The sequence below is a fragment of the Ensifer adhaerens genome, from assembly GCF_002940685.1.
GTDB classification, from domain to species: Bacteria; Pseudomonadota; Alphaproteobacteria; order Rhizobiales; family Rhizobiaceae; genus Ensifer; species Ensifer adhaerens_E.
The window spans coordinates 255,095-275,625 of sequence record NZ_PNFP01000011.1 but is presented as its reverse complement, the minus strand read 5'-3'; the positions used below and the strand labels follow the sequence as shown (position 1 = coordinate 275,625).

The 20,531-nt window shown below is 62.4% G+C and carries 18 protein-coding genes; 9 read left to right on the top strand and 9 right to left on the bottom strand.

The annotated features are described in order from the left end of the window. Positions 1–26: 26 nt before the first annotated feature. From C1A35_RS22150 to C1A35_RS22125, 6 genes are all read right to left on the bottom strand, one after another. On the bottom strand, positions 27–1,043 hold the full coding sequence (locus C1A35_RS22150) for an NAD-dependent epimerase/dehydratase family protein (RefSeq protein WP_104666409.1): 1,017 nt from the start codon (positions 1,041–1,043) through the stop codon (positions 27–29). A 484-nt stretch (positions 1,044–1,527) separates the two neighbouring features. Then, positions 1,528–2,874: an NADP-specific glutamate dehydrogenase gene (gene gdhA, locus C1A35_RS22145; protein WP_104666408.1), complete on the bottom strand. Its 1,347-nt coding sequence runs from the start codon at positions 2,872–2,874 to the stop codon at positions 1,528–1,530. Between the two features lie 176 nt (positions 2,875–3,050). Beyond that, a complete protein-coding gene (locus tag C1A35_RS22140; RefSeq protein WP_158665127.1) occupies positions 3,051–4,475 on the bottom strand; it encodes an efflux transporter outer membrane subunit in 1,425 nt (474 codons plus the stop codon). Next, positions 4,444–6,381 carry an ABC transporter permease gene (locus C1A35_RS22135; protein ID WP_104666406.1) on the bottom strand — a complete coding sequence of 646 codons (1,938 nt, stop codon included), beginning with the start codon at positions 6,379–6,381 and terminating at the stop codon, positions 4,444–4,446. The genes C1A35_RS22140 and C1A35_RS22135 overlap by 32 nt, the downstream gene beginning before the upstream one ends. After that, positions 6,378–7,499: an efflux RND transporter periplasmic adaptor subunit gene (locus tag C1A35_RS22130; protein WP_158665126.1), complete on the bottom strand. Its 1,122-nt coding sequence runs from the start codon at positions 7,497–7,499 to the stop codon at positions 6,378–6,380. The genes C1A35_RS22135 and C1A35_RS22130 overlap by 4 nt, the downstream gene beginning before the upstream one ends. 344 nt (positions 7,500–7,843) lie before the next feature. After that, on the bottom strand, positions 7,844–8,308 hold the full coding sequence (locus C1A35_RS22125; protein WP_104666404.1) for an Lrp/AsnC family transcriptional regulator: 465 nt from the start codon (positions 8,306–8,308) through the stop codon (positions 7,844–7,846). A gap of 126 nt (positions 8,309–8,434) precedes the next feature. On the opposite strand from C1A35_RS22125, the gene alr reads away from it, so the two are divergent. Both alr and C1A35_RS22115 read left to right on the top strand, forming a co-directional pair. Further along, on the top strand, positions 8,435–9,565 hold the full coding sequence (alr, locus tag C1A35_RS22120) for an alanine racemase (RefSeq protein WP_104666403.1): 1,131 nt from the start codon (positions 8,435–8,437) through the stop codon (positions 9,563–9,565). A 25-nt stretch (positions 9,566–9,590) separates the two neighbouring features. Then, entirely contained in the window at positions 9,591–10,841 is a 1,251-nt protein-coding gene (locus C1A35_RS22115; RefSeq protein WP_104666402.1) for a D-amino acid dehydrogenase, read from the top strand. Between the two features lie 110 nt (positions 10,842–10,951). On the opposite strand, the gene C1A35_RS22110 is transcribed toward C1A35_RS22115, so the two are convergent. After that, the gene (locus C1A35_RS22110; protein ID WP_104666401.1) at positions 10,952–12,349 is read right to left on the bottom strand and encodes a family 16 glycosylhydrolase; all 1,398 of its coding nucleotides are present in this window, start codon (positions 12,347–12,349) and stop codon (positions 10,952–10,954) included. Between the two features lie 104 nt (positions 12,350–12,453). Next, on the bottom strand, positions 12,454–13,062 hold the full coding sequence (locus tag C1A35_RS22105; RefSeq protein ID WP_104666400.1) for a TetR/AcrR family transcriptional regulator: 609 nt from the start codon (positions 13,060–13,062) through the stop codon (positions 12,454–12,456). Between the two features lie 98 nt (positions 13,063–13,160). On the opposite strand from C1A35_RS22105, the gene C1A35_RS22100 reads away from it, so the two are divergent. The 7 genes from C1A35_RS22100 (at position 13,161) to C1A35_RS22070 (ending at position 19,059) form a co-directional block, all read left to right on the top strand. After that, positions 13,161–13,883 (top strand): NIPSNAP family protein, encoded by a 723-nt coding sequence (locus C1A35_RS22100; protein ID WP_104666399.1) that lies wholly within the window; start codon positions 13,161–13,163, stop codon positions 13,881–13,883. Between the two features lie 112 nt (positions 13,884–13,995). Then, positions 13,996–14,184: a hypothetical protein gene (locus C1A35_RS22095; protein ID WP_104666398.1), complete on the top strand. Its 189-nt coding sequence runs from the start codon at positions 13,996–13,998 to the stop codon at positions 14,182–14,184. Between the two features lie 300 nt (positions 14,185–14,484). Further along, positions 14,485–15,015, top strand: a complete 531-nt coding sequence (locus tag C1A35_RS22090; RefSeq protein WP_104666397.1) for a sigma-70 family RNA polymerase sigma factor — start codon at positions 14,485–14,487, stop codon at positions 15,013–15,015. Further along, positions 15,008–15,769, top strand: coding sequence for an anti-sigma factor family protein (locus tag C1A35_RS22085; protein ID WP_104666396.1), 762 nt, complete (start codon positions 15,008–15,010; stop codon positions 15,767–15,769). Before C1A35_RS22090 ends, C1A35_RS22085 begins: the two co-directional genes overlap by 8 nt. Before the next feature lie 10 nt (positions 15,770–15,779). Further along, complete coding sequence (locus tag C1A35_RS22080) at positions 15,780–16,496, top strand: Bax inhibitor-1/YccA family protein (protein WP_104666395.1); 717 nt, start codon at positions 15,780–15,782, stop codon at positions 16,494–16,496. Between the two features lie 27 nt (positions 16,497–16,523). After that, the gene (locus tag C1A35_RS22075) at positions 16,524–17,090 is read left to right on the top strand and encodes a DUF2076 domain-containing protein (RefSeq protein WP_104666394.1); all 567 of its coding nucleotides are present in this window, start codon (positions 16,524–16,526) and stop codon (positions 17,088–17,090) included. Between the two features lie 397 nt (positions 17,091–17,487). Next, complete coding sequence (locus C1A35_RS22070; RefSeq protein WP_104666393.1) at positions 17,488–19,059, top strand: TerC family protein; 1,572 nt, start codon at positions 17,488–17,490, stop codon at positions 19,057–19,059. A 120-nt stretch (positions 19,060–19,179) separates the two neighbouring features. Here C1A35_RS22070 and C1A35_RS22065 read toward each other — a convergent pair whose 3' ends face one another. After that, entirely contained in the window at positions 19,180–20,193 is a 1,014-nt protein-coding gene (locus C1A35_RS22065; RefSeq protein ID WP_104666392.1) for a 2Fe-2S iron-sulfur cluster-binding protein, read from the bottom strand. Between the last annotated feature and the right edge of the window lie 338 nt (positions 20,194–20,531).

The following is a 20,531-nucleotide window of genomic DNA, read 5'->3' as shown; positions in this document are numbered from 1 at the left end:
AGTTTGCCAGGACCGATGCCCGGCGTTCAAACGGCAATCGATGTCCCTCCAGCAAGTTCCAGTGCGTCATCATCTGTTTCGTAGTCGAAATGATCATGGGGATAGGCCGCAAGCTGCGGCAGACGCTCTCGCCAATCGTTGCCGGCGACATGCTCGACAAGCCACCGGATGGCAGGTTCGGCGGATTGCTTGTAGGTCGCTGCCGGGGCCGTGGTACCCGCCACCACCATGGGCGAAGGAACAGACCAGGGCGTCGCGCCAAACGTCGGCGGGTAGGCGGGTGCGTCCGGCAAGCCAATAAGCTCTGCCCGTCTATTCAGGATCCCCATGATGGCGTGCCCAATTTCCGCAACGGTCGGGCTGTCGACGTCGGAAACATTGGCAATCGCCGGCAGGTGGCCTCCGGCTGCCTGCAGCACGGCGCTGGCGATCGCGGCAACCGATGTCGTCTGGAATCGGCTCTGCCCGCCATAGGCAAGGGGAATGGCCGTCCTGCCGTCCAGCAGTCTCTTGACGAACCACCATTCGCGGGCGTGCCTGCTTTCGGGCCCGTGAATGGCGCAGGGACGCAGGATCGTCACCGGGCATGCGGCGAGGCTTAGAAGCGTGCCTTCCATCGCCGCTTTGCGTGTCGAATAGGTCTCCGGTCCGGCTGCGACGATCGGACTCTCTTCGGTCAACGGCCCAGGAAAAACAGGAAATCCGCAGTCCGACGCCTCGTCCAGCGTTCGTCCTTCGCTGTCGCGATAAACACTCGCACTTGAGATCACCACGATGCGGCCGGCGGCCGTTCCGGCTTGCGCCAGGCATTCGGCATCGGTCGCGTCGAAGGCGACGCAAGACAGCAGAACATCGGTGTCCGTGCCGATGACGGCGCGCAGCCCACCGGCATCCCGAGCATCGATTTCCGCGTGGCGGCAGCCGCAGGGCAAGGCCGTGGCGCGGCGGCTGACGATCGTCACGTCCCAGGCTTCATCCAGCAGGCGGCGGGCCGTTGCGAGACCTATCTGTCCGGTTCCACCAACAATGACGGCTCTGGGCATTGCGACTGTCCTTCCGAGCATTCCGCATCACGCATACCAGCGAAACCAGGGGCACTCGGCACCTGGAACGAAGATCGCGCGAAAGCATTGAAATCTATCGCTTCGCCAACGGCAAGTCCGCCGGCAATTCGATTGCCCGGGAGAACGTCGCGATGGTTCCATAATGTATGTTATGCGATGTTTGGGTGTGGCCGGATACATTCTAATTCGAAGTGCGACACAGCTGTAATTTCGGTGGTTAAGAAGGCCGGCGGCCAAGGGCCTACTGCTAGGTGAAATCGCAAGCCCAGCACAGCGAATCTTCGTGAACAAGGGGGCCTGCCAGCGGCGGTACGGCGTGGCCGGAAAATGCCTGCGTCGCCGGCGCGGTGTAGATCCTGCAGACATTATTGGCACCGGCCCAATGCCCGATGGCGGCAACGCTGCCGCCATCGGGCAACGGTAGAAGAAAGCCGGCCGAAGCCGGCTTTCTTCAAAAGGGGCGTCAAATCACCCCGAGCGCGTCCATGGCCTCGGCGACCCGTACGAAACCGGCGATGTTGGCCCCGAGCACATAGTCACCGGGGTTGCCGTATTCCTCGGCGGTTTCGGCGCAACGGTCGTGGATCGACTGCATGATGAAGGCGAGCCGGGCTTCGGTTTGTTCGAACGTCCAGCTGTCGCGGGAGGCGTTCTGCTGCATCTCCAGAGCCGATGTCGCAACCCCGCCGGCGTTGGCCGCCTTGCCGGGTGCAAACATGACCCCTGCCTCCTGGAAAATGCGAACCGCTTCCGGAGTGGACGGCATGTTTGCCCCCTCTCCTACCGCGATGACGCCATTCTTCACCAGCATGCGGGCATCCTTGCCCGTAAGCTCGTTCTGGGTCGCCGAAGGCATCGCGACGTCGCAGGGAACATCCCAGACCGAGCCGCCCTCCACATAGTGCGCCCTTGTGCCTTTCAGTCTGGCGTACTCGGATATCCGCTCGCGGCGAACTTCCTTGATCTGCTTGACCAATTCGAGATCTATCCCGTCCTCATCGACGACGTAACCGTTGGAATCGGAGCAGGCGACGATCTTGCCGCCGAATTCCGCGACCTTTTCCATGGTATAGATGGCCACGTTCCCAGAGCCCGATACCGTCACGCGCCTGCCGTCAAAATCGAGGCCCTTGGTGCTCAGCATGCGCTGGACGAAGTAGGTTGCGCCAAAGCCCGTTGCTTCCTTGCGTGCGCGCGACCCGCCGTAGATCAGCGCCTTGCCCGTCAGCACGCCGGCTTCATACCGGTTGGTGAGGCGCTTGTACTGGCCGAACATGTAACCGATCTCCCGGCCCCCAACGCCGATATCGCCGGCGGGCACGTCCGTGTATTCGCCCAGATGCCTGTGGAGCTCGGTCATGAACGACTGGCAAAATCGCATGATTTCCCCATCCGTTCGCCCTCTCGGATTGAAGTCGGAACCGCCCTTCCCGCCGCCGATCGGCATGCCCGTGAGGGCATTCTTGAATGTCTGCTCGAAGCCGAGGAACTTGATGATCCCAACGTTGACGGAAGGATGGAAACGAATGCCGCCCTTGTAGGGCCCAAGCGCGGAGTTGAATTGTACCCGGAAGCCGCGATTGATCTGGACCTGTCCGGCGTCGTCTACCCAAGGCACTCTGAAGATGATCTGCCGCTCAGGTTCGCAGATCCTTTCTATGAGGGCGTGTTCCGCATATCGCGGGTGCTTGGCAACGACACGCCCCAGACTTTCAAGCACTTCGCGGACGGCCTGGTGAAATTCCAGTTCGCCGGCGTTGCGCCTCAGCACTTCCGTCAGAATTGGTTCCAGCTTCTCATCGACATTCAAGATGGTTCTCCTCTTGCGCGCAGGCTCTTGTGCGCGGACCTCCGCGCATTACCGGAAGCCGGGAGGCAAGTGAACATCCATTGCGTGCGACAATGCAATTCGTGATTGCGGCGCAATGCCGCAGTTTTCACCGGATGAACAGATCGTCGGGTCGCATGCCGTCGGGCGCGGCGCGCTCATGGCGGCGCCTGCGGCGGAGGTGGCCCGCCGAGAGCCCGGATAAGCGTTGCTTCGTTCAGGAGCCGCGCCAACTGGTTGTTCAACAGGCTATCCTTCGCCAGCCTGGTGCCCTCTTGCGCGTCGAGGAGAGGACGTAGCGCGATCGCCCCGGCACGAAACCGGGTCTCGTAAAGTGCCTCCGCGCGCTTTCGGGCATCCAGCGCACGTGTCAGGTGCTGGTGCTGGCGGGCGAGATATGTCCTGGATGACAGTCCGTCCGAGACTTCGGTCAACGCGGTCAGCATCGCCCCACGAAAGGAGGAGACGGCCTCTTCGTACTGAACGTCCGAAACACGTATCTGCAGGCCCATTTCGCGGATGTTCAGAAACGGCAGGACCGCATTCGCCCCGAGCGTCGCAATGGGATTGGCCACGAGCTCGGCAAGTTCCTTGCCACCGGCGCCGAGATTGCCCGTCAGCGATATCGGTGGATAAAAACTCGCCCTCTTTTCGTCCGTTCGGCGAAGCGCTGCCCGAAGCCGCGTTTCGGCTGCGCGCAGATCTGGTCGACGCCCAATGAGGCTCGCTGGCAGTCCCGGCGCCAGTTCAGGCAGCTTGCCTTGCGGAAGCCGTTTTGGCTCGGCGACCGGGCTGGCCTTGCCATTCAATAGCCCCACCAGACGGTTGCGCAACACGTCACGGTCGCGCTTGAGCTGTTCTTGGGAGGCGCGTTGCGCCTCGAGGGCCTGCGTCATCTCGAAATGTTCGAGGTCCGATGCTGTCCCGGCTGCGCGCATGGTTTCGACGATGTCGCGTGTGCGCAAGGCCACCGCGAGCCCGGAATTCGCGCTATCCAACATCTGGTTCGCATGGGCAAGCTGCCACCACGTCGAAACCGTCGCCGCCGCGACCGCCAGGCGGGCGGCTTCAAGGTCATCCGCCGATGCCGAAGCTTCGAGATCGCCAATGTCGCGAATGGCCGCCATCTTTCCCCACAAATCCAATTCGTAGGAAAGGGCGAGGTTGGATTGAACGCTCTGCCCGCCGGGTCCGCTGCCGTCAAAGGGCATGCGCCGGGTTCCGCCAGCGCCACCCGACAGCTTCGGCGCACCCGCCTCCGCGGAGAGCCCCGCGTTCAACATTGCGCGGCGAGCGCGCAGACTTGCCGCAACGACGTCGTTGTTGGCGGCAAGCACTGCGGGCACAAGCGCATCAAGACCAGGATCACCAAAGGCCGTCCACCACCGATCCGTTGCCGCGGGATATTCCTTGCCGCCGCCACTATCGTTTTGTGCGGGCCAGCCAAGACCGGACGGAACCTCCGGACGTTGGTACCCGGCCGGCGCCAGGCAGCCGGCGAGCGCCAGACCAATCGGAAAAACGATCCCAATCTTGAACACGCGCACCCGTTTACTCGCTTGCCAGTGCACGGACGGGGTCAAGACGGGCTGCGCCGCGCGCCGGCAGATAGCCGAATGCCAGACCAATCAGAAGGGTGAAGCCTGCGGCGAGCAAAACGGCCCCCGCGCTCAGCAGGATCGGAAGCGGCGACATCAGGGCGTCCGTGACGAACGACAGCGCTATTGCGAGTGCGACGCCGAGCCCGCCGCCGACGAGGCAGACCGCGACCGCCTCGATCATGAACTGAGCCATGATATCGCGCTGTCTTGCGCCAAGCGCCATGCGGAGGCCAATTTCACGGGTCCGCTCCGTGACGGAGATGAGCATGATGTTCATGACCCCAATTCCGCCAACCACCAGAGCAACCGTGGCCAATGCGGCAATCAGCAGACTGAATGTCGCCATTGTCCTTTCGGTCGACCGTCGAATTTGGTCGTTGTTGATAATGAAGAAGTCTTTCACGCCATGCCGGCGTTGCAGGAGGTTGCTCGCTGCGCGTTCAGCCAGGTTCGTGTCGATGTCGTCGCGAACCCGCAGCGTGATGTTCGTTAGCGGCATCGTCCCACTCAAGCGCGCCCGCAGGGCCGTATGGGTGATGTAGGCGGAGGCTGCCCTGCCGCGCATATCCGGCAACGCCGCGATCCCGACCACCGTCGCCGGCGTCTTGCCGAGCAGGACCTGTTGGCCCACCGCTTCGGCGTTCCCAAAGAGGCTCGACGCGGCAAGTTCGGAGAGTACCAAGTTGGCATGGGCGTCGGCCAAATCCTCTTGCGTGAGCAGCCGGCCGGAAACGAGCCTCATGCCATTTGCCCGGAAGTAGGAGGGCCCTACCCCGGACACTTGAAGGTCCACGGCTCGCGTTCCGCTTCGAGCCTTCTGGCTCGTCAAGATTTCCGGTGTTGCACTGTCGACGTAGAACTGGGCCGCAAGGGCATCCGCGTCCGCTGTGGTCATACTGGCGATCCTTGATGCGTCGGCGTCTCCGAAGCTGCGTCCGGGATAGATGACAAGTGTATTGGTTCCGAGGCCCGCCAACTGGTTGGCGACCTGCATCCGAGCGCCTTCGCCAAGCCCGATGACGGCGACGACGGCGGTGACGCCGATGACAATGCCAAGCATCGTCAATCCCGTTCGCAACTTCTGGGCAGCCATTGCCTTGAAGGACATGCCAAAAGCACTGGTGAGGCTTGAAATCGAAGCGCGCGACGACCTCGATGCCGCCTTCGCCAACTCGTTGGCAGCCGTGTTTTTTCGGGCGGCGCTCAAGCGGGTGTCAGAGATGATCGCGCCATCGGCAATCTCGATTATTCGCCCGGCATGGGACGCGACGTCATGATCGTGGGTGACGATGATGACGGTACGGCCCTGCTCGTGCAGGTCCTTGAGCACGGACAGGACGAGGTCGCCCGATCGCCGATCAAGCGCACCGGTTGGCTCGTCGGCAAGCACCACACCGGCGTCGTTCATCAGGGCACGCGCAATTGCGATGCGCTGCTGCTGCCCTCCCGACAGTTCATTGGGGCGAAAAGGAAGCTTGTCCGCCAGCCCGAACTGCTCGACGAGCCGGGCAGCCCGTTCGCGCCGACGGGCAGTCGGCATGCCCGCATATATCCCCGGCAACTCCACATTGCCGCCAATCGAAAGCGCGTTCACCAGATGGTAGCGCTGAAACACAAACCCAAACCGGTCGCGGCGAAGGTGTGCCAAGCCATCGGCTTCGAGGGTCGACACGTCGATCCCGTCGACGCGGTAGAGGCCGCGGTCAGAGCGGTCGAGACAGCCGAGAATGTTCATGAGGGTGGATTTGCCAGATCCCGATGCCCCGACAATCGCGACCAACTCGCCAGGCTCTATGACCAGGCTTACACCATCGAGCGCCATGACGGTCTCATTGCCGCTGCGATAGCTACGCGTCACATTGGAAAGTTCGAGCCGGGGAGCGATCATTGCAGTATTACGTCCGTATCCGTCGGCCCGGTATCGAGCTGCAGCACCACTTCGTCGCCCTCGGCCAATCCCTCAAGCACTTCTGCGTCGATGCGGTCTGTGAGGCCGATCCGGACGTCACGCGTCTCCAACTGGCCGTGCTGGCTTCTGACCGTGGCCTTGAACAGGCCGCTTTCGTCGGGGCCTTGAAGCGCCGCCCAGGGGGCAAGCACCGCATTATCGACGGCGCCGGTCGTGATGGTCACGTCGGCGGTCATCATGGGTAACAGACTGCCGTCATCGTTCGGTGCATCAAAGACGGCATTGAAATAGACTGCTTGGGAAGGGCCGTTGGTGGCAGGCTGGGTGGTGCTCGCCCCGAGAGCCGCCAGCATGGCAGGAGACGCTGGTTCGACCACGGCCAGCACGCTCTCGCGTCTGGTCTGGCGGTCGCTGAAGGTTGTGAAGCGGACCTTCTGTCCCGGTTTGATCCGGCCGATGTCGGCTTCGGAAACCTGGGTTCGAACCACCATGACATCGATGTTGGCGATGATTGCGATCACCGGAGCCGTTTGTGCGGAGTTCAGCGTCTGTCCCGTCTTGGCGACCACGGCAATGACGCGCCCATCCATAGGCGCGCCGATGCGCGTATAGCCGAGATTGGTCTCGGCCTTCTCGACGCCGACAATGGCGGTTTCGGTTTGCGCGATCGACAGATCAAGATCGGAGCGCGCGATCTGGACCGCCGATCGAGCATCGTGAAGGTCGGCAGCCGAACCGGCTCGTCCGTCATGAAGTGTCTTTTGACGTTCGAGCGTGCGCTCGGCCTTCTCCAGATGAAACTGTCGCGAGCGCTCGGTGGCTTTAGCCTGGAGCAGCGAAGCGCGGGCGAGCCGCAGTTCATTCTCCTGTTGGAGGGAATCGATCTCTGCGATCAGGTCGCCTTTGCGCACGCGATCGCCAAGCTTGACGTGTATGGTCCGCAACTGGCCGCTGACTTGCGCGCCGACCTGCACCACGACGGAGGGCTCGAGTGTTCCGACCGCGCCGACGGTTTCGGATAACGCACCCCGGCGCACCGTAGCCGTGAGAACCGATTGATCTGAAGGAGTGGAGCTTGGGAATGCGAACGCGACCAACGCGCCAGAAACTCCAAGCAACGCGAGCGCCAATATGGCGAAGCGCGTGCGATGGGATCGTTGTCTGGGAACCAATTGAGAATGCCTGAACCTGGTTGTCTTGCGGGCGGAATTACAGCGACGGCGATCGGGGCTTCGCCAGGCGAACCTGGGTCGGCTGGTTCCCTTCCGGTTGTGTGGGGCCGATTGGACGTTCCACCTTGCGGTAACATTGCGCCCTGACGCATGTGTGCCGATCGTCAACGGTCAATGTACGTCCGGTCAAGAATTGCCGTGCTGCGGACCGATCTCGCGGCATGGGCAAACTGCAGGGCCATGCGCCTGATTGGCAGGTTGCGGGTGGGCTATCTGCGCGACTTCGGACGCGTCGCCAGCACGTTGCGGATTGCAAAGCTCGAATGGATCCTGGAGACCCCCGGCAGAGCCGACAGGATCTCCTTGTGAATGCGCTCGAATTCGCCCGCATTGGCGACGTCGACGCGCAGAAGATAATCCGACCCACCGGTCATCAGAAAACACTCCCGCAACTCGGGATATCTTCGCACCGCCGCTTCAAACCGGTCGAGGTAATCCTCCGTTTGGCGATCGAGCGTGATGTTGATGATAACGGTGATGGTGGCCTCGACGTTCGAAGTGTCCACCAGAGCGGTATAGCCGCGGATGACGCCGGACTGTTCCATCAGCTTTATCCGCCTGAGGCAGGCTGATGGCGAGAGCCCGACCTCGCTCGCAAGGCTGGCATTGCTTCGACGGGCATCCAGGCGCAGCAGCCGAAGGATATTGCGGTCTATGGAGTCGAGCGCAGTCATCGCAGATCATTCCAATTCTTCGTGGTTTCATTCAAAGATCACGATTTCACGCAACGTTCAATCGACAATTCCTCGACAATTCTGCGATCATTTCACTACCCTCCGGTGACGGTGGGAGGCTCGGCCATGGATGGCGCAGTAAGGGAAAATACGCACCAAAGAGCGAACAAGGGTGGCGCGTCGGGTTACCTGACGATCGATCTTGCGGCGCTGGTGCGCAACTACGACCGGCTGGCGGCCGAAATTGCGCCGGCGCGGTCCGCAGCCGTCGTCAAGGCGGACGCCTACGGGCTCGGTGCGAACCGGGTCGCGGCACGCCTCTATGCGCATGGCTGCCGGCATTTTTTCGTCGCCCAGTTCGTAGAAGCGCTCAGCCTGCGACCGCAGCTAGCCCGCGATGCGATGATCTTCGTCCTGAATGGCTTGCAGCCTGGCAACGAGCTTGCCTGCGCCGACGAAGGCATCGTTCCCGTCATCAATTCACTCGAGCAGTTGCGGCAATGGGCCGGTGCGGCGGTGAATCTCAACCGCCGGCTGCCGGCCGTCCTGCAGTTCGATACGGGCATGTCGCGGCTCGGCGTGCCACCACAGGAAAGATCTGCGGTCGCCGCAATGCTGCGGACCTGCGGCATGGTCGACATCCAGTTCGTCATGAGCCATCTGGCCTCGGCCGACGAAACCCTGAGCGAGCAGAACGGCAGCCAGCTTGCCGAACTGCGGCGCATCGCGGCGGAGTTTCCGGAATTCGAACTCTGCTTTGCCAATTCGGGCGGCATCTTCCTTGGTGAAGCCTATCACGGCGTGCTCGCCCGACCCGGGATCGCGCTTTACGGCGGCGCTCCGACGGACGGTCGGCCGAACCCGATGGAGGCGGTCGTCAAACTCGATGTGGCCGTGGTGCAGACACGGACCGTGCCGGCGGGCGCGCTTGTCGGCTACGGTGGCGCCCATATCGCCGTCGCCGAAACCCGGCTCGCCACCATCGCCGCCGGCTACGCCGACGGTTTGCCGCGGAGCCTCAGCGATCGGGGTGCCGTCTATTGCGATGGCATTCGCTTGCCGATCGTCGGCCGCGTATCGATGGACAGCATCACGGTCGATATCTCCGCCTTGCCGGAGGAGCGCCTGCACCTTGGCAGCCTGGTGGAGGTTCTCGGGCCCAACCAGACGCTGGAAGACATTGCGCGCGATGCCGGCACCATCTCCTACGAAATCCTGACCGGTCTCGGCCATCGCTACGAACGGCAGTACCGTTGAGCTTCTTCTTTCCTTTGAGGACACCATGAAAGTCATCGTTCTCGGCGCCGGCATCGTCGGCGTCACCTCGGCTTACCAGCTTGCCAAGAGCGGACACGAGGTCACCGTCATCGATCGCCAGCCCGGTCCGGCGCTGGAGACGAGCTTCGCCAATGCCGGCGAAGTTTCCTTCGGCTACTGCTCGCCCTGGGCGGCACCCGGTATCCCCATGAAGGCGATGAAATGGCTGTTCATGGAGCACGCGCCGCTCATTCTGCGACCGAAAGTCGATGGCGCCATGATTGCCTGGATGATCAAGATGCTCTCGAACTGCACGTCCGGGCGCTACGCGATCAACAAGAGCCGGATGTTGCGGCTTGCCGACTACAGCCGCACCTCGCTTGCCGCGCTGCGGGCGGAAACGGGCATCGCCTATGACGAGCGCATGCAGGGAACGCTGCAGCTCTTCCGCACACAGGCCCAACTCGACGCCTCCGGCAAGGACGTCAAGGCGCTCGCCGCCGACGGCATTCCCTATGAGGTGCTGGATCGCGACGGCTGCGTTCGTGTCGAGCCGGCGCTGAAACATGTGCGCGAGAAGATCGTCGGCGGCCTGCTGACGCCCAAGGACGAGACCGGCGACTGCTTCAAGTTCACCAACGGCCTTGCGAAAAAGGCGGAAGAACTCGGTGTGCGCTTCAACTACGGCAGCATCATCCGCGGTCTCGACGTGGAAGGCGGCCGGGTCAAGGGTGTCGTCACCGCGCACGGTACGTTGCAGGCCGACGCCGTGGTCGTGGCGCTCGGCAGCTTTTCGCCGCTCCTCGTCAGGCCACATGGAATCCGCCTGCCGGTCTATCCGGTCAAGGGTTACTCCTTGACGATCCCGATCACCGACGCCGCGCGCGCGCCGGAATCGACCGTGATGGACGAAACCTTCAAGATCGCGATCACCAGGCTCGGCGACCGCATCCGCGTCGGCGGCATGGCCGAAATCTCCGGCTACACTAACGATCTTGGCGAGCCTCGCCGCCTGACGCTGCAGCACTCCGTGACCGATCTCTTCCCGGGCGGCGACGTGTCGAAGGCGAGCTTCTGGTCGGGTCTTCGCCCGATGACCCCGGATGGGACGCCGGTCATCGGCCCGACGAAGGTCGCGGGTCTCTATCTCAACACCGGTCACGGCACGCTTGGCTGGACGATGAGTTCCGGTTCGGCCCGCGTGATCGCCGATCTCGTCAGCGGCAGCAAGCCGGAGATCGACGCAACCGATCTCGCGATCGCCCGCTACGCCTAAAGGGCGCCGGGAGCACTCCGACGCGGGCGCCACAAGGGCTGGCGTATTCAAGAGCGGACGGCAGGCCGGCCCTTTATCGGTCGCCTGCCGTCCCCTTTGCATTCGCCCGTCTAGATCAGCCAATCGGCGTCGAGCGCGTAAGCCTCGATGGAGTCGATCTTCATCTCCGCCCCGTCGTCAAAGCTGTCATCGGGTGTGCCGGCCATGCCTCCGACGGCGAGATTGACGACCATGTACATTGGCTCGTGCATATCGGCAGGCGTGGCGGCGCGCGCGATCTCCGTGTCGTCGAAGTACCAGACGATCTCGTCTTGCGTCCAAAGCACGCCGTAGTCGTGGAACCCGTCTGTATCGGCGACCTGTACGCCGTCCCGGCTGATCGTGTGCTCGCCGCCTTCGTTGGAATGGGCGGTGGTGATGACGGTGTTCTTGTCCTGCCCGCGCATTTCGACGATGTCGAGTTCCGGCGGCCAGGAGCCGTCGGCAGGAAGCAGCCAGAAGGCCGGCCATGCGCCCTGGTCATCCGGCATGTCGGCCCGCATCTCGAAGTAGCCGTAGGTCTGGGCGAAGGACGAATGGGTCGTCAGCATCCCGGACGTGTAGTCATACCCGCCGATCTCGGACTGGATTGCGTCAGAGGCGCGCTCCGCCGTGATGGTCAGCACACCGTCCTCGACCGAAAACGGGTTGGCGGAGGCGGTCGGCGCATAGCTCGGATTGACGTACCATTGCAACTCGCCGTTGTCGGTGAGCGTCGCCCCCTTTTCGGGCGCCCACCAGTATTTCGCATCCCAGACACCGCTGGAGCCGTCGGTGAGCTGAAGCGTATCGAAATCGTCCGAGAAAGTCTGTGTCAGGGACGACCGGTCGAGGCTCAACTGGAACTGGCTCTCCTGCAATTCTTCGGCGGCCGTGTCGGCGAAGACCAGGCTTTCGCCATTGCCGAGATGGAGGCGGAGATCGTCCCCCTCCTGGGCAGAATTGGCAAGAACCTTCTCAAACGAGGCAAATCCATAGCCGTCGAGGCGGACCGTATCGTTGGAGCTGAAATCGACGATGAGGTCGCTGCCATTCCCGCGCTCGAACACGAAGGTGTCGGCCCCGCCGGAACCGACAAGCACGTCATTGCCCGCGCGTCCGTCGATGGTCTGGCTGCCCGAGCCGCCGGTAATGATGTTGTCGGCGCTGTTGCCGAAGGCATGTCGGCCGTTGCCGGTGACAGTCAGGTTCTCGAAGTTCTCCGGCAAAGTGTAGCTCATCCAGGTGTCGATCGTGTCTACACCTTCGCCCGGCGCCTCCTCGGCCCGGTTGGTCGATGAATAGAGATAGTAGATGTCGTCGCCCGTGCCGCCGATCATGGTCACATCGACGGAGCCGTCGCCCCAGATCGAATCGTTGCCAGGCGTGCCATAAAACGTGGGCCCGGATGCAGTTGCGGAAAACCAGGCGGTCGAAGTTCCGCTGTAATAGACCGGTTGTCCGAGGGCATTCGTGGCAGTTCTGCTCATCGAGAAGTCTCCTGCTTAAGAGCTTGCCCCTTCCCGATGGGCACCTGTAGCACCTCAAGCTTTCGGCCACACCCCCCCAACTTTTGTGAAAAATCCCGGCCGGCTTAAGCGTATTTCGACGCGAGAAGGGCTGCGAGTTCCGCCTGACAATGCACGAGTGGACGCGTGTCCTGGTTGGCTTTTGCCATCGCCATGGCGCCCGAATAGGCGGCGATTACCAGGGTAGCGAGGCTGTCGGGGCGGATGCCGTCGACACGCTTCAAGCGGATGTCTTCCTGGAACCGCCTCGATAGCGCGTCCTCCCAGGCGGCAAAAATCGCGCCAAGCGCCTCCTGCATCTCCTCGTCGTGCCTGGAGACTTCCATTGCCATATTGTTGAGCGGGCAGCCGGAAACGGACCCATTGCGTGAAAGCTCGTCGATGATCTCGGTGAAGATCCGATCGATCGCCGTCGGCGCGTCGCTGCACACGCGCAACGGTTCGATCCAGGTCTGTTGCACCGCTTCGGCGACGCGATCGCGGATAACCGCCAATCCGAGCTCGCGCTTGACAGGAAAATGATGCGCCATCGCTCCCCCGGTTACGGAAGCCTTCGCCCGCAATTCCGACATTCCCGTCGCAAGGTACCCTCGCGTGACGAAGGCCTGGTAGGCCGCATCCACGATCCTGCGGCGCACCGCCTGAGGGTCGTTGGTTCTTTTGTGTTCGATCATGATCGTCGCCTGAAAATTCTTCCGACATAGTGCCTTGACAAAACAGGTCAATCAACCTGTTATTGAAAACAGGACAATCGACCTGTTGTGGAGGCCCCATGGAATCGCATGCCGTATTCGAACTTCGGCGCTACCGACTTCGGCCTGGCGGAAGGGAACGCCTGATCGGACTGTTCGACAGCGAATTCGTCGAACCGCAGGAGGCGCTCGGAATGCGCATTGAAGGAGAGTTCCGCGACTGCGGCGATCCCGACGCCTTCGTCTGGGTACGGTCCTTCTTAAACATGGAGACACGAACGGACGCGCTCGCCGCTTTCTATTCGGGGCCGGTCTGGAAGGAGCATGGGCCACACGCCAACGAAACGATGCTCAACTCGGACAACGTGTTGCTGCTCAAGCCCGTTGACGGCACGCACCCGTTTTCGCGCAACCGCTCGAGGGAACAGGAGGCAAGGCAGACCAAGGGCCTGGTTGCCGTCAACATCTGCTCGCTGGCTCCCGGCACAGAGGACAAGTTCGCCGCATTCTTCGTCGCCGAGGCGCTGCCGATCCTGGAAAGGGCCGGCGCTCGCGTCGATGCGGTCTTGACCACCGAACGCAGCGTGAACGGCTTTCCGAGGCTTCCCGTCCGCGAGGGCGAGGCGGTGTTTGTCTGGTTCGAAATGCACGAGGACGAGGACAGTCTTTCCCGGCACCAGGAGCGCTTGCGCAAGGACGTGAGATGGACCAGTGAGGTCTTTCCGCACATGGACAGCCAGTGCTGGCGAACAATTGAGGTTTCGCGCCTGACCCCGACATCGCGGTCGCTTTGCACGTTGTAGCGGTCGTCTGTGCTCACGCTGCAATCGGTACGCAGCCGAAACCGCCAGGGGCCGGACCCTGGCGGAACCAAACCGGCCTCCGGGCGTTATGCGCGTGCAAGGGGAGGCAAGAATGAAACATACGGATGTTCGAACTGTCGACAACTCCCGGGCCAAACACATCTGGGACGTCGCGGACTATTGCCAACGGACCGGCATTCCCAAAATCGAAGAGCAGCGTCTGATCAAGGTGCTCGGTAGATACGCCACATGCCACGAGCTTCAGATGAACATCGTGCGCGTTCAGACGCGCATTCGCTGAAGAGCCCTACATGCCGCCGATAGGCGTCAGGCCGAGCCTGCTTGAGCTTCGTATTGCCGCCGAACCTTGCGGAAATGATCCTTTGCGCGTTGCCGTCGCAGGCGAGAAACCCGGTCAAAAAAGTCGCAAAAGTATGTGCAAGAGCCAGAATTCCCGATCGGCTTCTTTTTCGCAGGCGGCGCCTTGGACGGCGAGCGTGGGTCGGTGGTCATGACGAAATCCGAAGCTGCCGCATACGAATGAATGAAATTTTTTGGCTGACGATGGATGAGAAATCGCATCGGCTCCGTATATGCGGGTATGGATTCGAAAAAGGGCGCTTTCGACGTTATTGGGCAGCTCGCCGCGCTGCGGCGGTATGCGCGCTCGCTTGCGCGCAGCGCGCCGGACGCCGAAGATCTCGTTCATGATGCTCTGGTAAGAGCCTACGAGCGGCGCTCGACCTTCCGATCCGGAGCGAACCTTCGAAACTGGCTCTTCGCCATCGTTCGCAACACCCATGTCGATCGCGTGCGATCGGCGCTGTCGCGCGGCCAGCGTGACAGCCAGACGGCGCAGGAAGCCGTCTCCTCCTATCCGGCCCACCAGGAACACAGCGTCCGGCTGGCGCAGGTTCGCGAAGCCTTCATGCTGCTTCCGCCGGAGCAACGCGAAGCCCTTCATCTCGTTGCCGTCGAAGATCTTTCCTACCAGGAGGCTGCCGACATACTCGATATCCCCGTCGGGACGTTGATGTCACGTGTCTCCCGCGCGCGAGCGACCTTGAGAGATTTCGAAAGCGGAGCGAAGAAACCCATCCATCTAAGGCTTGTCGGAGGCGAGAATGATTGACGCCGATACGATGACCGACAGTGATCTCAACGCCTACGTCGACAATCAGCTCGATGGCGCAGGTCGGCTCCGGGTCGAGACCTGGCTTGCCAGGAACCCGGATGCGGCGGCGCGTGTGATGGCCGACCTCGGCATGCGGACCACGCTCAAGCTGGCGATGACGTCGGATGCCGTTGGCGGTCGTCCGGAGACGCGCGAGGCGGCCCGGCGGCTCTCGTCGGGACTGGCGAATGCGCGCGTGTGGAACGCTCTGCAAAAAGTGGCGGCGGTCGGCCTGATGGTGTCGGTGGGATGGATTGCCCATGCGTCGGTCGGCCCGAGCGAAGTCAACGCCTCGGCCCCCCCGCCTCCTTTCGTGGAACATGCCATCCGTGCCCATCAGACCTCGCTCGTCAGGGCTGGAATGCCGTCGCAGCCGGAGGTGCAGACCTATGACCGGGACGATATCCGCGCGGCAACCGCCATCGTCATGCCGGAGCTTCCGAAGGGCTGGAACGTCGTCGACGTTCAGGTATTCCCCTCCGAGTTCGGACCCAGCGTCGAGGCGAGCGTCAAGACCGATGCGGGCACGGTCATTTCACTTTTCGCCGGCAGGCCCGGTCGTTTCGCGGTCGAACCCGTGAAGGACCTCAACCTTTCCAATGCCGAGGCTGCCTGGTGGCAGGTCGGCGAGGTTGCCTATGCCGTCGTTTCAAGCACGCCGGGCATCGGCCTCAGCGACGAGGCCGAGCTTCTCAAGAACTCACTTTACTGAGGAAACCTTCATGTATCAGAACCAGAACCGCTTCGGCGGGATGAGCCAGGCTTCGGCCGCCGCCCTCGACGAGGGCCTTCGCCAGCACATGCTGCGCGTCTTCAACTATATGGGCCTCGGCCTCGTCGTGACGGGCCTTGTTGCCTTCATCGTCGGCACCACGCCGGCGCTTTACGTGCCGATCTTCTCCACGCCGCTGAAATGGGTGGTGATGCTGGCGCCGCTCGCCTTCGTCTTCTTCTTTTCCTTCAAGATGCATTCGATGTCGGCATCCGCAGCGCAGCTGACCTTCTGGGTCTTCTGCGCCGTCATGGGGCTGTCGCTTGCCTCCGTCTTCCTGGTCTTCACCGGCGCCAGCATCGCCCGCACCTTTTTCATTGCCGCCACCATGTTCGGCGCGACCAGCCTCTACGGTTATGTGACGAAACGCGATCTCGCGAAGTTCGGCTCGTTCATGATCATGGGCCTGATCGGCGTGATGATCGCCTCGATCGTCAACATCTTCCTTGGCTCCAGCGCGCTTCAGTTTGCCGTCTCTGTCATCGGCATCGTCGTCTTCGTCGGCCTGACCGCCTGGGACACGCAGAACATCAAGGAGCAGTACGCCGACAACTTCGACCAGGAATCGCAGCAGAAGCTTGCCGTGTTCGGCGCCCTGTCGCTCTATCTGAACTTCGTCAACATCTTCCAGCTGCTGCTGAATTTCACCGGCCAGCGCGAAGAATAACAGTCGTCGATAGCAAGGAAGCATCCCATGGATCGCAATGATCAGCAGGCCATCGACGGCCTGTTCTCCAAGCTTGCCCAGGTGGAGCGCCAGTCCGGCCCACGCGACGCCCAATCCGACCGCTTCATTCAGGAGCGGATCGGCCAGCAGCCGGGTGCACCCTACTACATGGCGCAGACGATCGTCGTGCAGGAGCAGGCGCTGGAGGCGGCGCAACGCCGTATCGAGGAACTGGAATCGCACACCGCGCAGAGCCAGCAGCGCGGCGGCTTCTTCTCGTCGATGTTCGGCAGCAACGCCGCTCCGCAGCGCCACGCGCCGCAGCAGCCCGGATATGGCAGCGCTGCTCCCGGCTCGCCATGGGGCAACCAGAACCAGGCTTACGGCCAGCCGATGCAGCAGCGTGCCGGCGGCGGCTTCCTCGCCGGCGCTGCACAGACGGCGATGGGCGTTGCCGGTGGCGTCCTGCTCGGCAACGCGATCGCAGGCATGTTCGGCGGCGACGCGGCACAGGCCGCTCAACCGGCCGCCGCAGCGTCGGAGCCGGAAGCGCCTGCTGAAGACATGGATTTCGGCGGCGGCGAAGAATTTTGATGCCGCTCTTGGCTTCCGGGGGAATCTATTCCCCTCCTCCGGAAGCCGGCCTCCCTCAGAGACAACCTTCTCTCATGACCCCACCGGCGCAAAGCCCACGGCCCACCCCCTATCCAGTCACGATGATCGGCCACCTTGCCGGTGGCGCCGGATGGGCCGATTTCGGCTTGCTGATTGCCGCACGCTCCAGGCCTTTCCGATGAGACGGACCCTGCGGCATGCCTGACGACGCCGAACCTGACCAACGTTCCCCCGGTCGTACCCGTGGCGCCGCCAAGCGGTTTCACGGCCCCCTGTTGTCCGCTCGTAGTCGTCTATCGGAAGACCGGGCGAAGCTTTTTCTTTCCCTCAACAATAGAAGGATTGGCCTTGCCCTGAAAGCTGGCCTTTAAACCCAATGATGTTCGAATGGATGTCTGATCCGGCCGCCTGGGCGGGTCTCGCCACCCTCATCGTTCTCGAGATCGTGCTCGGTATCGACAACCTCGTCTTCATCGCCATCCTCGCGGACAAGCTTCCTGAGCATCAAAGAGAAAAGGCCCGACTGATCGGCCTCGGACTGGCGCTCGGCATGCGCCTCGTGCTTCTGGCGTCGATCGCCTGGATCGTGACGCTGACCGCTCCCCTGTTCACAGTGCTCGGCGCGGAGATTTCCGGTCGGGACCTGATCCTTCTGTTCGGCGGTCTGTTCCTCCTGTTCAAAGGGACGATGGAGCTGCACGAGCGCCTCGAGGGGCATGCCGGCCACAAGGAGGGCAAGGTCGAGCATGCCGTCTTCTGGCAGGTTCTCGTGCAGATCGTCGTGCTTGACGCCGTCTTCTCTCTCGACAGCGTCATCACCGCCGTCGGCATGGTCCAGCATCTCTCCGTCATGATGATCGCGGTCATAGTCGCCGTCGGCGTGATGCTGCTTGCGTCCAAGCCGCTCATGGCTTTCGTGTCGAAACACCCGACCGTCGTCATCCTCTGCCTCGGCTTTTTGATGATGATCGGCTTCTCGCTGATCGTCGAAGGCTTCGGTTTCCATATCCCCAAGGGCTATCTCTATGCGGCGATCGGCTTCTCGGTGCTGATCGAGGTCTTCAACCAGATCGGCCGCTGCAACCGCGAGCGCTTCATGACCACCGGCGACTTGCGCGAGCGTACCGCGAATGCGGTGCTGTCACTGCTTGGCCGGCGCAAGAGCGAAACGTCCCTCGGCGACACGGCCGACGTCATCGCCGAACGGGCAACGGAAGACGAGCTGTTCACGCCGGTCGAACACGAGATGATCGAGGGCGTGCTGACGCTTGCGGACCGCCCCGCGAAATCGGTCATGACCCCGAGGCTCGATGTCGAGTGGCTGGATGTCGAGGAGAGTGACGACGAACTGCGCCGCAAGATCATCGAGACAGGGCATTCGCGCTTCCCGATCGGGCGCGGCAATCTCGATGAGTTCCTGGGCGTGGCGCTGGCAAAGGATCTTTTGAGAGACCTGCTCGAAACGGGCAAGATCGATTTCAGCCGTTCCCTGCGCCAGCCGCTGGTCGTGCATGAAACCGTCAGCGCGCTGCGCCTGCTCGAACAGTTGCGCCAGTCTCCCCTCCAGGTGGCGATCGTGCTTGACGAGTATGGTTCGATGGAGGGCCTGGTGACGCCGACCGACCTGCTCGAAGCGATTGCCGGCGAGTTTGCCGACGATGATGACGACCAATTGACGGTCGAGCACGAAGAGGACGGTGCCCTGCTCGTCGACGGATGGATCGATATCCGGCATGTCTCGAAGCTGCTGGACGTCGATCTTGTCGATGAGGCCGATCGCTACTCCACGCTGGCGGGGCTCGTTCTCTGGCGTCTCGGCCATCTGCCGAACCAGGGCGAAAGCGTCAGTTTCGGTGGCCTGACCTATGAGGTCGTCGCATTGGATGGTCGCAACGTCGACAAGGTCAGGATCCGAAGGCCGCAGCTGGAAGAACTGGCTCGCGCCTAGCCTCGTCGAGCGTCCGCAAGGCCGCATCCGCGAATGAAGCGCCTGTCTCCGGCCGTTCGCGGAAAATCCCGCGGAAGCGCTCAAGATAGGCGTGTTGCAGATTTTCGCAGCCCGAGGCGGCTAATCCATCGGCTCGGGCGTGAAGAACACGTCCGCATGCATGTCGCAGCGGTTCAGGCCGCGGGCAAAGGCAACGTCCATGGCGGCATCGACCATCGGCGGCGGGCCGGCGACATAGGCTTTCCAGCCGTCGAGATCAGGCAGATCCTCGGCCACGGCCTCGGTCACGAATCCATGCCGGTACCCTGCCGAATCGGCTTCCGAAAGGACGGCCTGGAAGTAAAGATTGGCGTGCCACTCGGCGAGCGCGCGGAAGTGGTTCACGAGGTAGAGATCACGCTCGCTGCGTGCGCCAAAGTAAACGTGGATCGGCTGCTTCATGCCGTGAGCAAGGGCGGTTTCGACGATCGATTTGATCGGCGCGAGGCCGGAGCCGCCGGCGATGCAGAGGATCGGGCCGGAGTGGTTCTCCCTGAGGTAGGAAGACCCCATGGGATATTCGAGCGCCACCTTGTCCCCGGCCTTCAACGCACGATGCACATGTCGCGATGCCGCTCCACCGGGGACATGGCGAATGTGGAACTCCACACCGCCGTCGCCATGCCGATTGGCCATGGAATAGCTGCGGGCGGGCACCCCATCAAAGCTGACCTCAGCATACTGCCCTGCGACGAAGCGCGAACCGGCCCCGTCCACCGTGTCGATACGGACCAGCTTGATGTCATGCGTGAGATCCTCCAGGTGCGTCACGACGCCGTTTAGCCGCCGCGGCGACTGGAGGGCATCTTCGTCGTTGCCTCCAAGCCACGCCACAGCCACATCCGTGACGGGCAGCGCCCGGCACGCAAGGATGAGGCCACCCGCCTTTTCCTCATCGGTGAGCGCGAAGGGCGAGTGTTGGAGGCTTTCCACTTCCCCTTCGATCAGCCGAGACTTGCAGCCCCCGCAGCGCCCGGATCGACAGCCATGGGGGTAAGGAAGGTTGGCCGCGAGCGCGGCATCGAGAATGGTCTGCGCGGCATGCACGTCGAGGCTCGCCCGTGCCGATCGTATGTCTATGCGTTTGACGGTCATATCAAATGTTTCCTCACCGGTTCGATTTCGCTCGCAGCCGGTCCCTGATGCCGCGAGTGAAAGATCCCGTCAGGCTGCGGCTTCCAGCGCTGGGAAGGTCAAGGGGTATCCGGCCCGACCGGTGTTTCAGGTCCGGAAACATTGGATCGGAGCGGCGGACAGCCTGCACCGATCGCAAGTCTTGCCAGCTGAAAAGCCCACCTTTCCAGCTAGTTCGCACGAAAACCTGACCGCTTGCTTCAGGACGCCGCGAAAGAAATTTCCAGAGGCCTTGACCTTTCCATCGTTGGAAACCGCAACTTCGCCAGGAATTGATCGCGGCCGCTCCGGCCGGCGTG

Excerpts from the sequence above, each read along its gene's own strand:
- C1A35_RS22100 (WP_104666399.1), top strand. The coding sequence starts at position 13,161 with ATGGAATCGCATGCCGTATTCGAACTTCGGCGCTACCGACTTCGGCCT.
- C1A35_RS22105 (WP_104666400.1), bottom strand. The coding sequence starts at position 13,062 with ATGATCGAACACAAAAGAACCAACGACCCTCAGGCGGTGCGCCGCAGG.
- C1A35_RS22095 (WP_104666398.1), top strand. The coding sequence starts at position 13,996 with ATGAAACATACGGATGTTCGAACTGTCGACAACTCCCGGGCCAAACAC.
- C1A35_RS22125 (WP_104666404.1), bottom strand. The coding sequence starts at position 8,308 with ATGACTGCGCTCGACTCCATAGACCGCAATATCCTTCGGCTGCTGCGC.
- C1A35_RS22065 (WP_104666392.1), bottom strand. The coding sequence starts at position 20,193 with ATGACCGTCAAACGCATAGACATACGATCGGCACGGGCGAGCCTCGAC.
- C1A35_RS22115 (WP_104666402.1), top strand. The coding sequence starts at position 9,591 with ATGAAAGTCATCGTTCTCGGCGCCGGCATCGTCGGCGTCACCTCGGCT.
- C1A35_RS22110 (WP_104666401.1), bottom strand. The coding sequence starts at position 12,349 with ATGAGCAGAACTGCCACGAATGCCCTCGGACAACCGGTCTATTACAGC.
- C1A35_RS22090 (WP_104666397.1), top strand. The coding sequence starts at position 14,485 with ATGGATTCGAAAAAGGGCGCTTTCGACGTTATTGGGCAGCTCGCCGCG.
- C1A35_RS22135 (WP_104666406.1), bottom strand. The coding sequence starts at position 6,381 with ATGATCGCTCCCCGGCTCGAACTTTCCAATGTGACGCGTAGCTATCGC.
- C1A35_RS22085 (WP_104666396.1), top strand. The coding sequence starts at position 15,008 with ATGATTGACGCCGATACGATGACCGACAGTGATCTCAACGCCTACGTC.
- C1A35_RS22075 (WP_104666394.1), top strand. The coding sequence starts at position 16,524 with ATGGATCGCAATGATCAGCAGGCCATCGACGGCCTGTTCTCCAAGCTT.
- alr (WP_104666403.1), top strand. The coding sequence starts at position 8,435 with ATGGATGGCGCAGTAAGGGAAAATACGCACCAAAGAGCGAACAAGGGT.
- C1A35_RS22070 (WP_104666393.1), top strand. The coding sequence starts at position 17,488 with ATGATGTTCGAATGGATGTCTGATCCGGCCGCCTGGGCGGGTCTCGCC.
- C1A35_RS22080 (WP_104666395.1), top strand. The coding sequence starts at position 15,780 with ATGTATCAGAACCAGAACCGCTTCGGCGGGATGAGCCAGGCTTCGGCC.
- C1A35_RS22150 (WP_104666409.1), bottom strand. The coding sequence starts at position 1,043 with ATGCCCAGAGCCGTCATTGTTGGTGGAACCGGACAGATAGGTCTCGCA.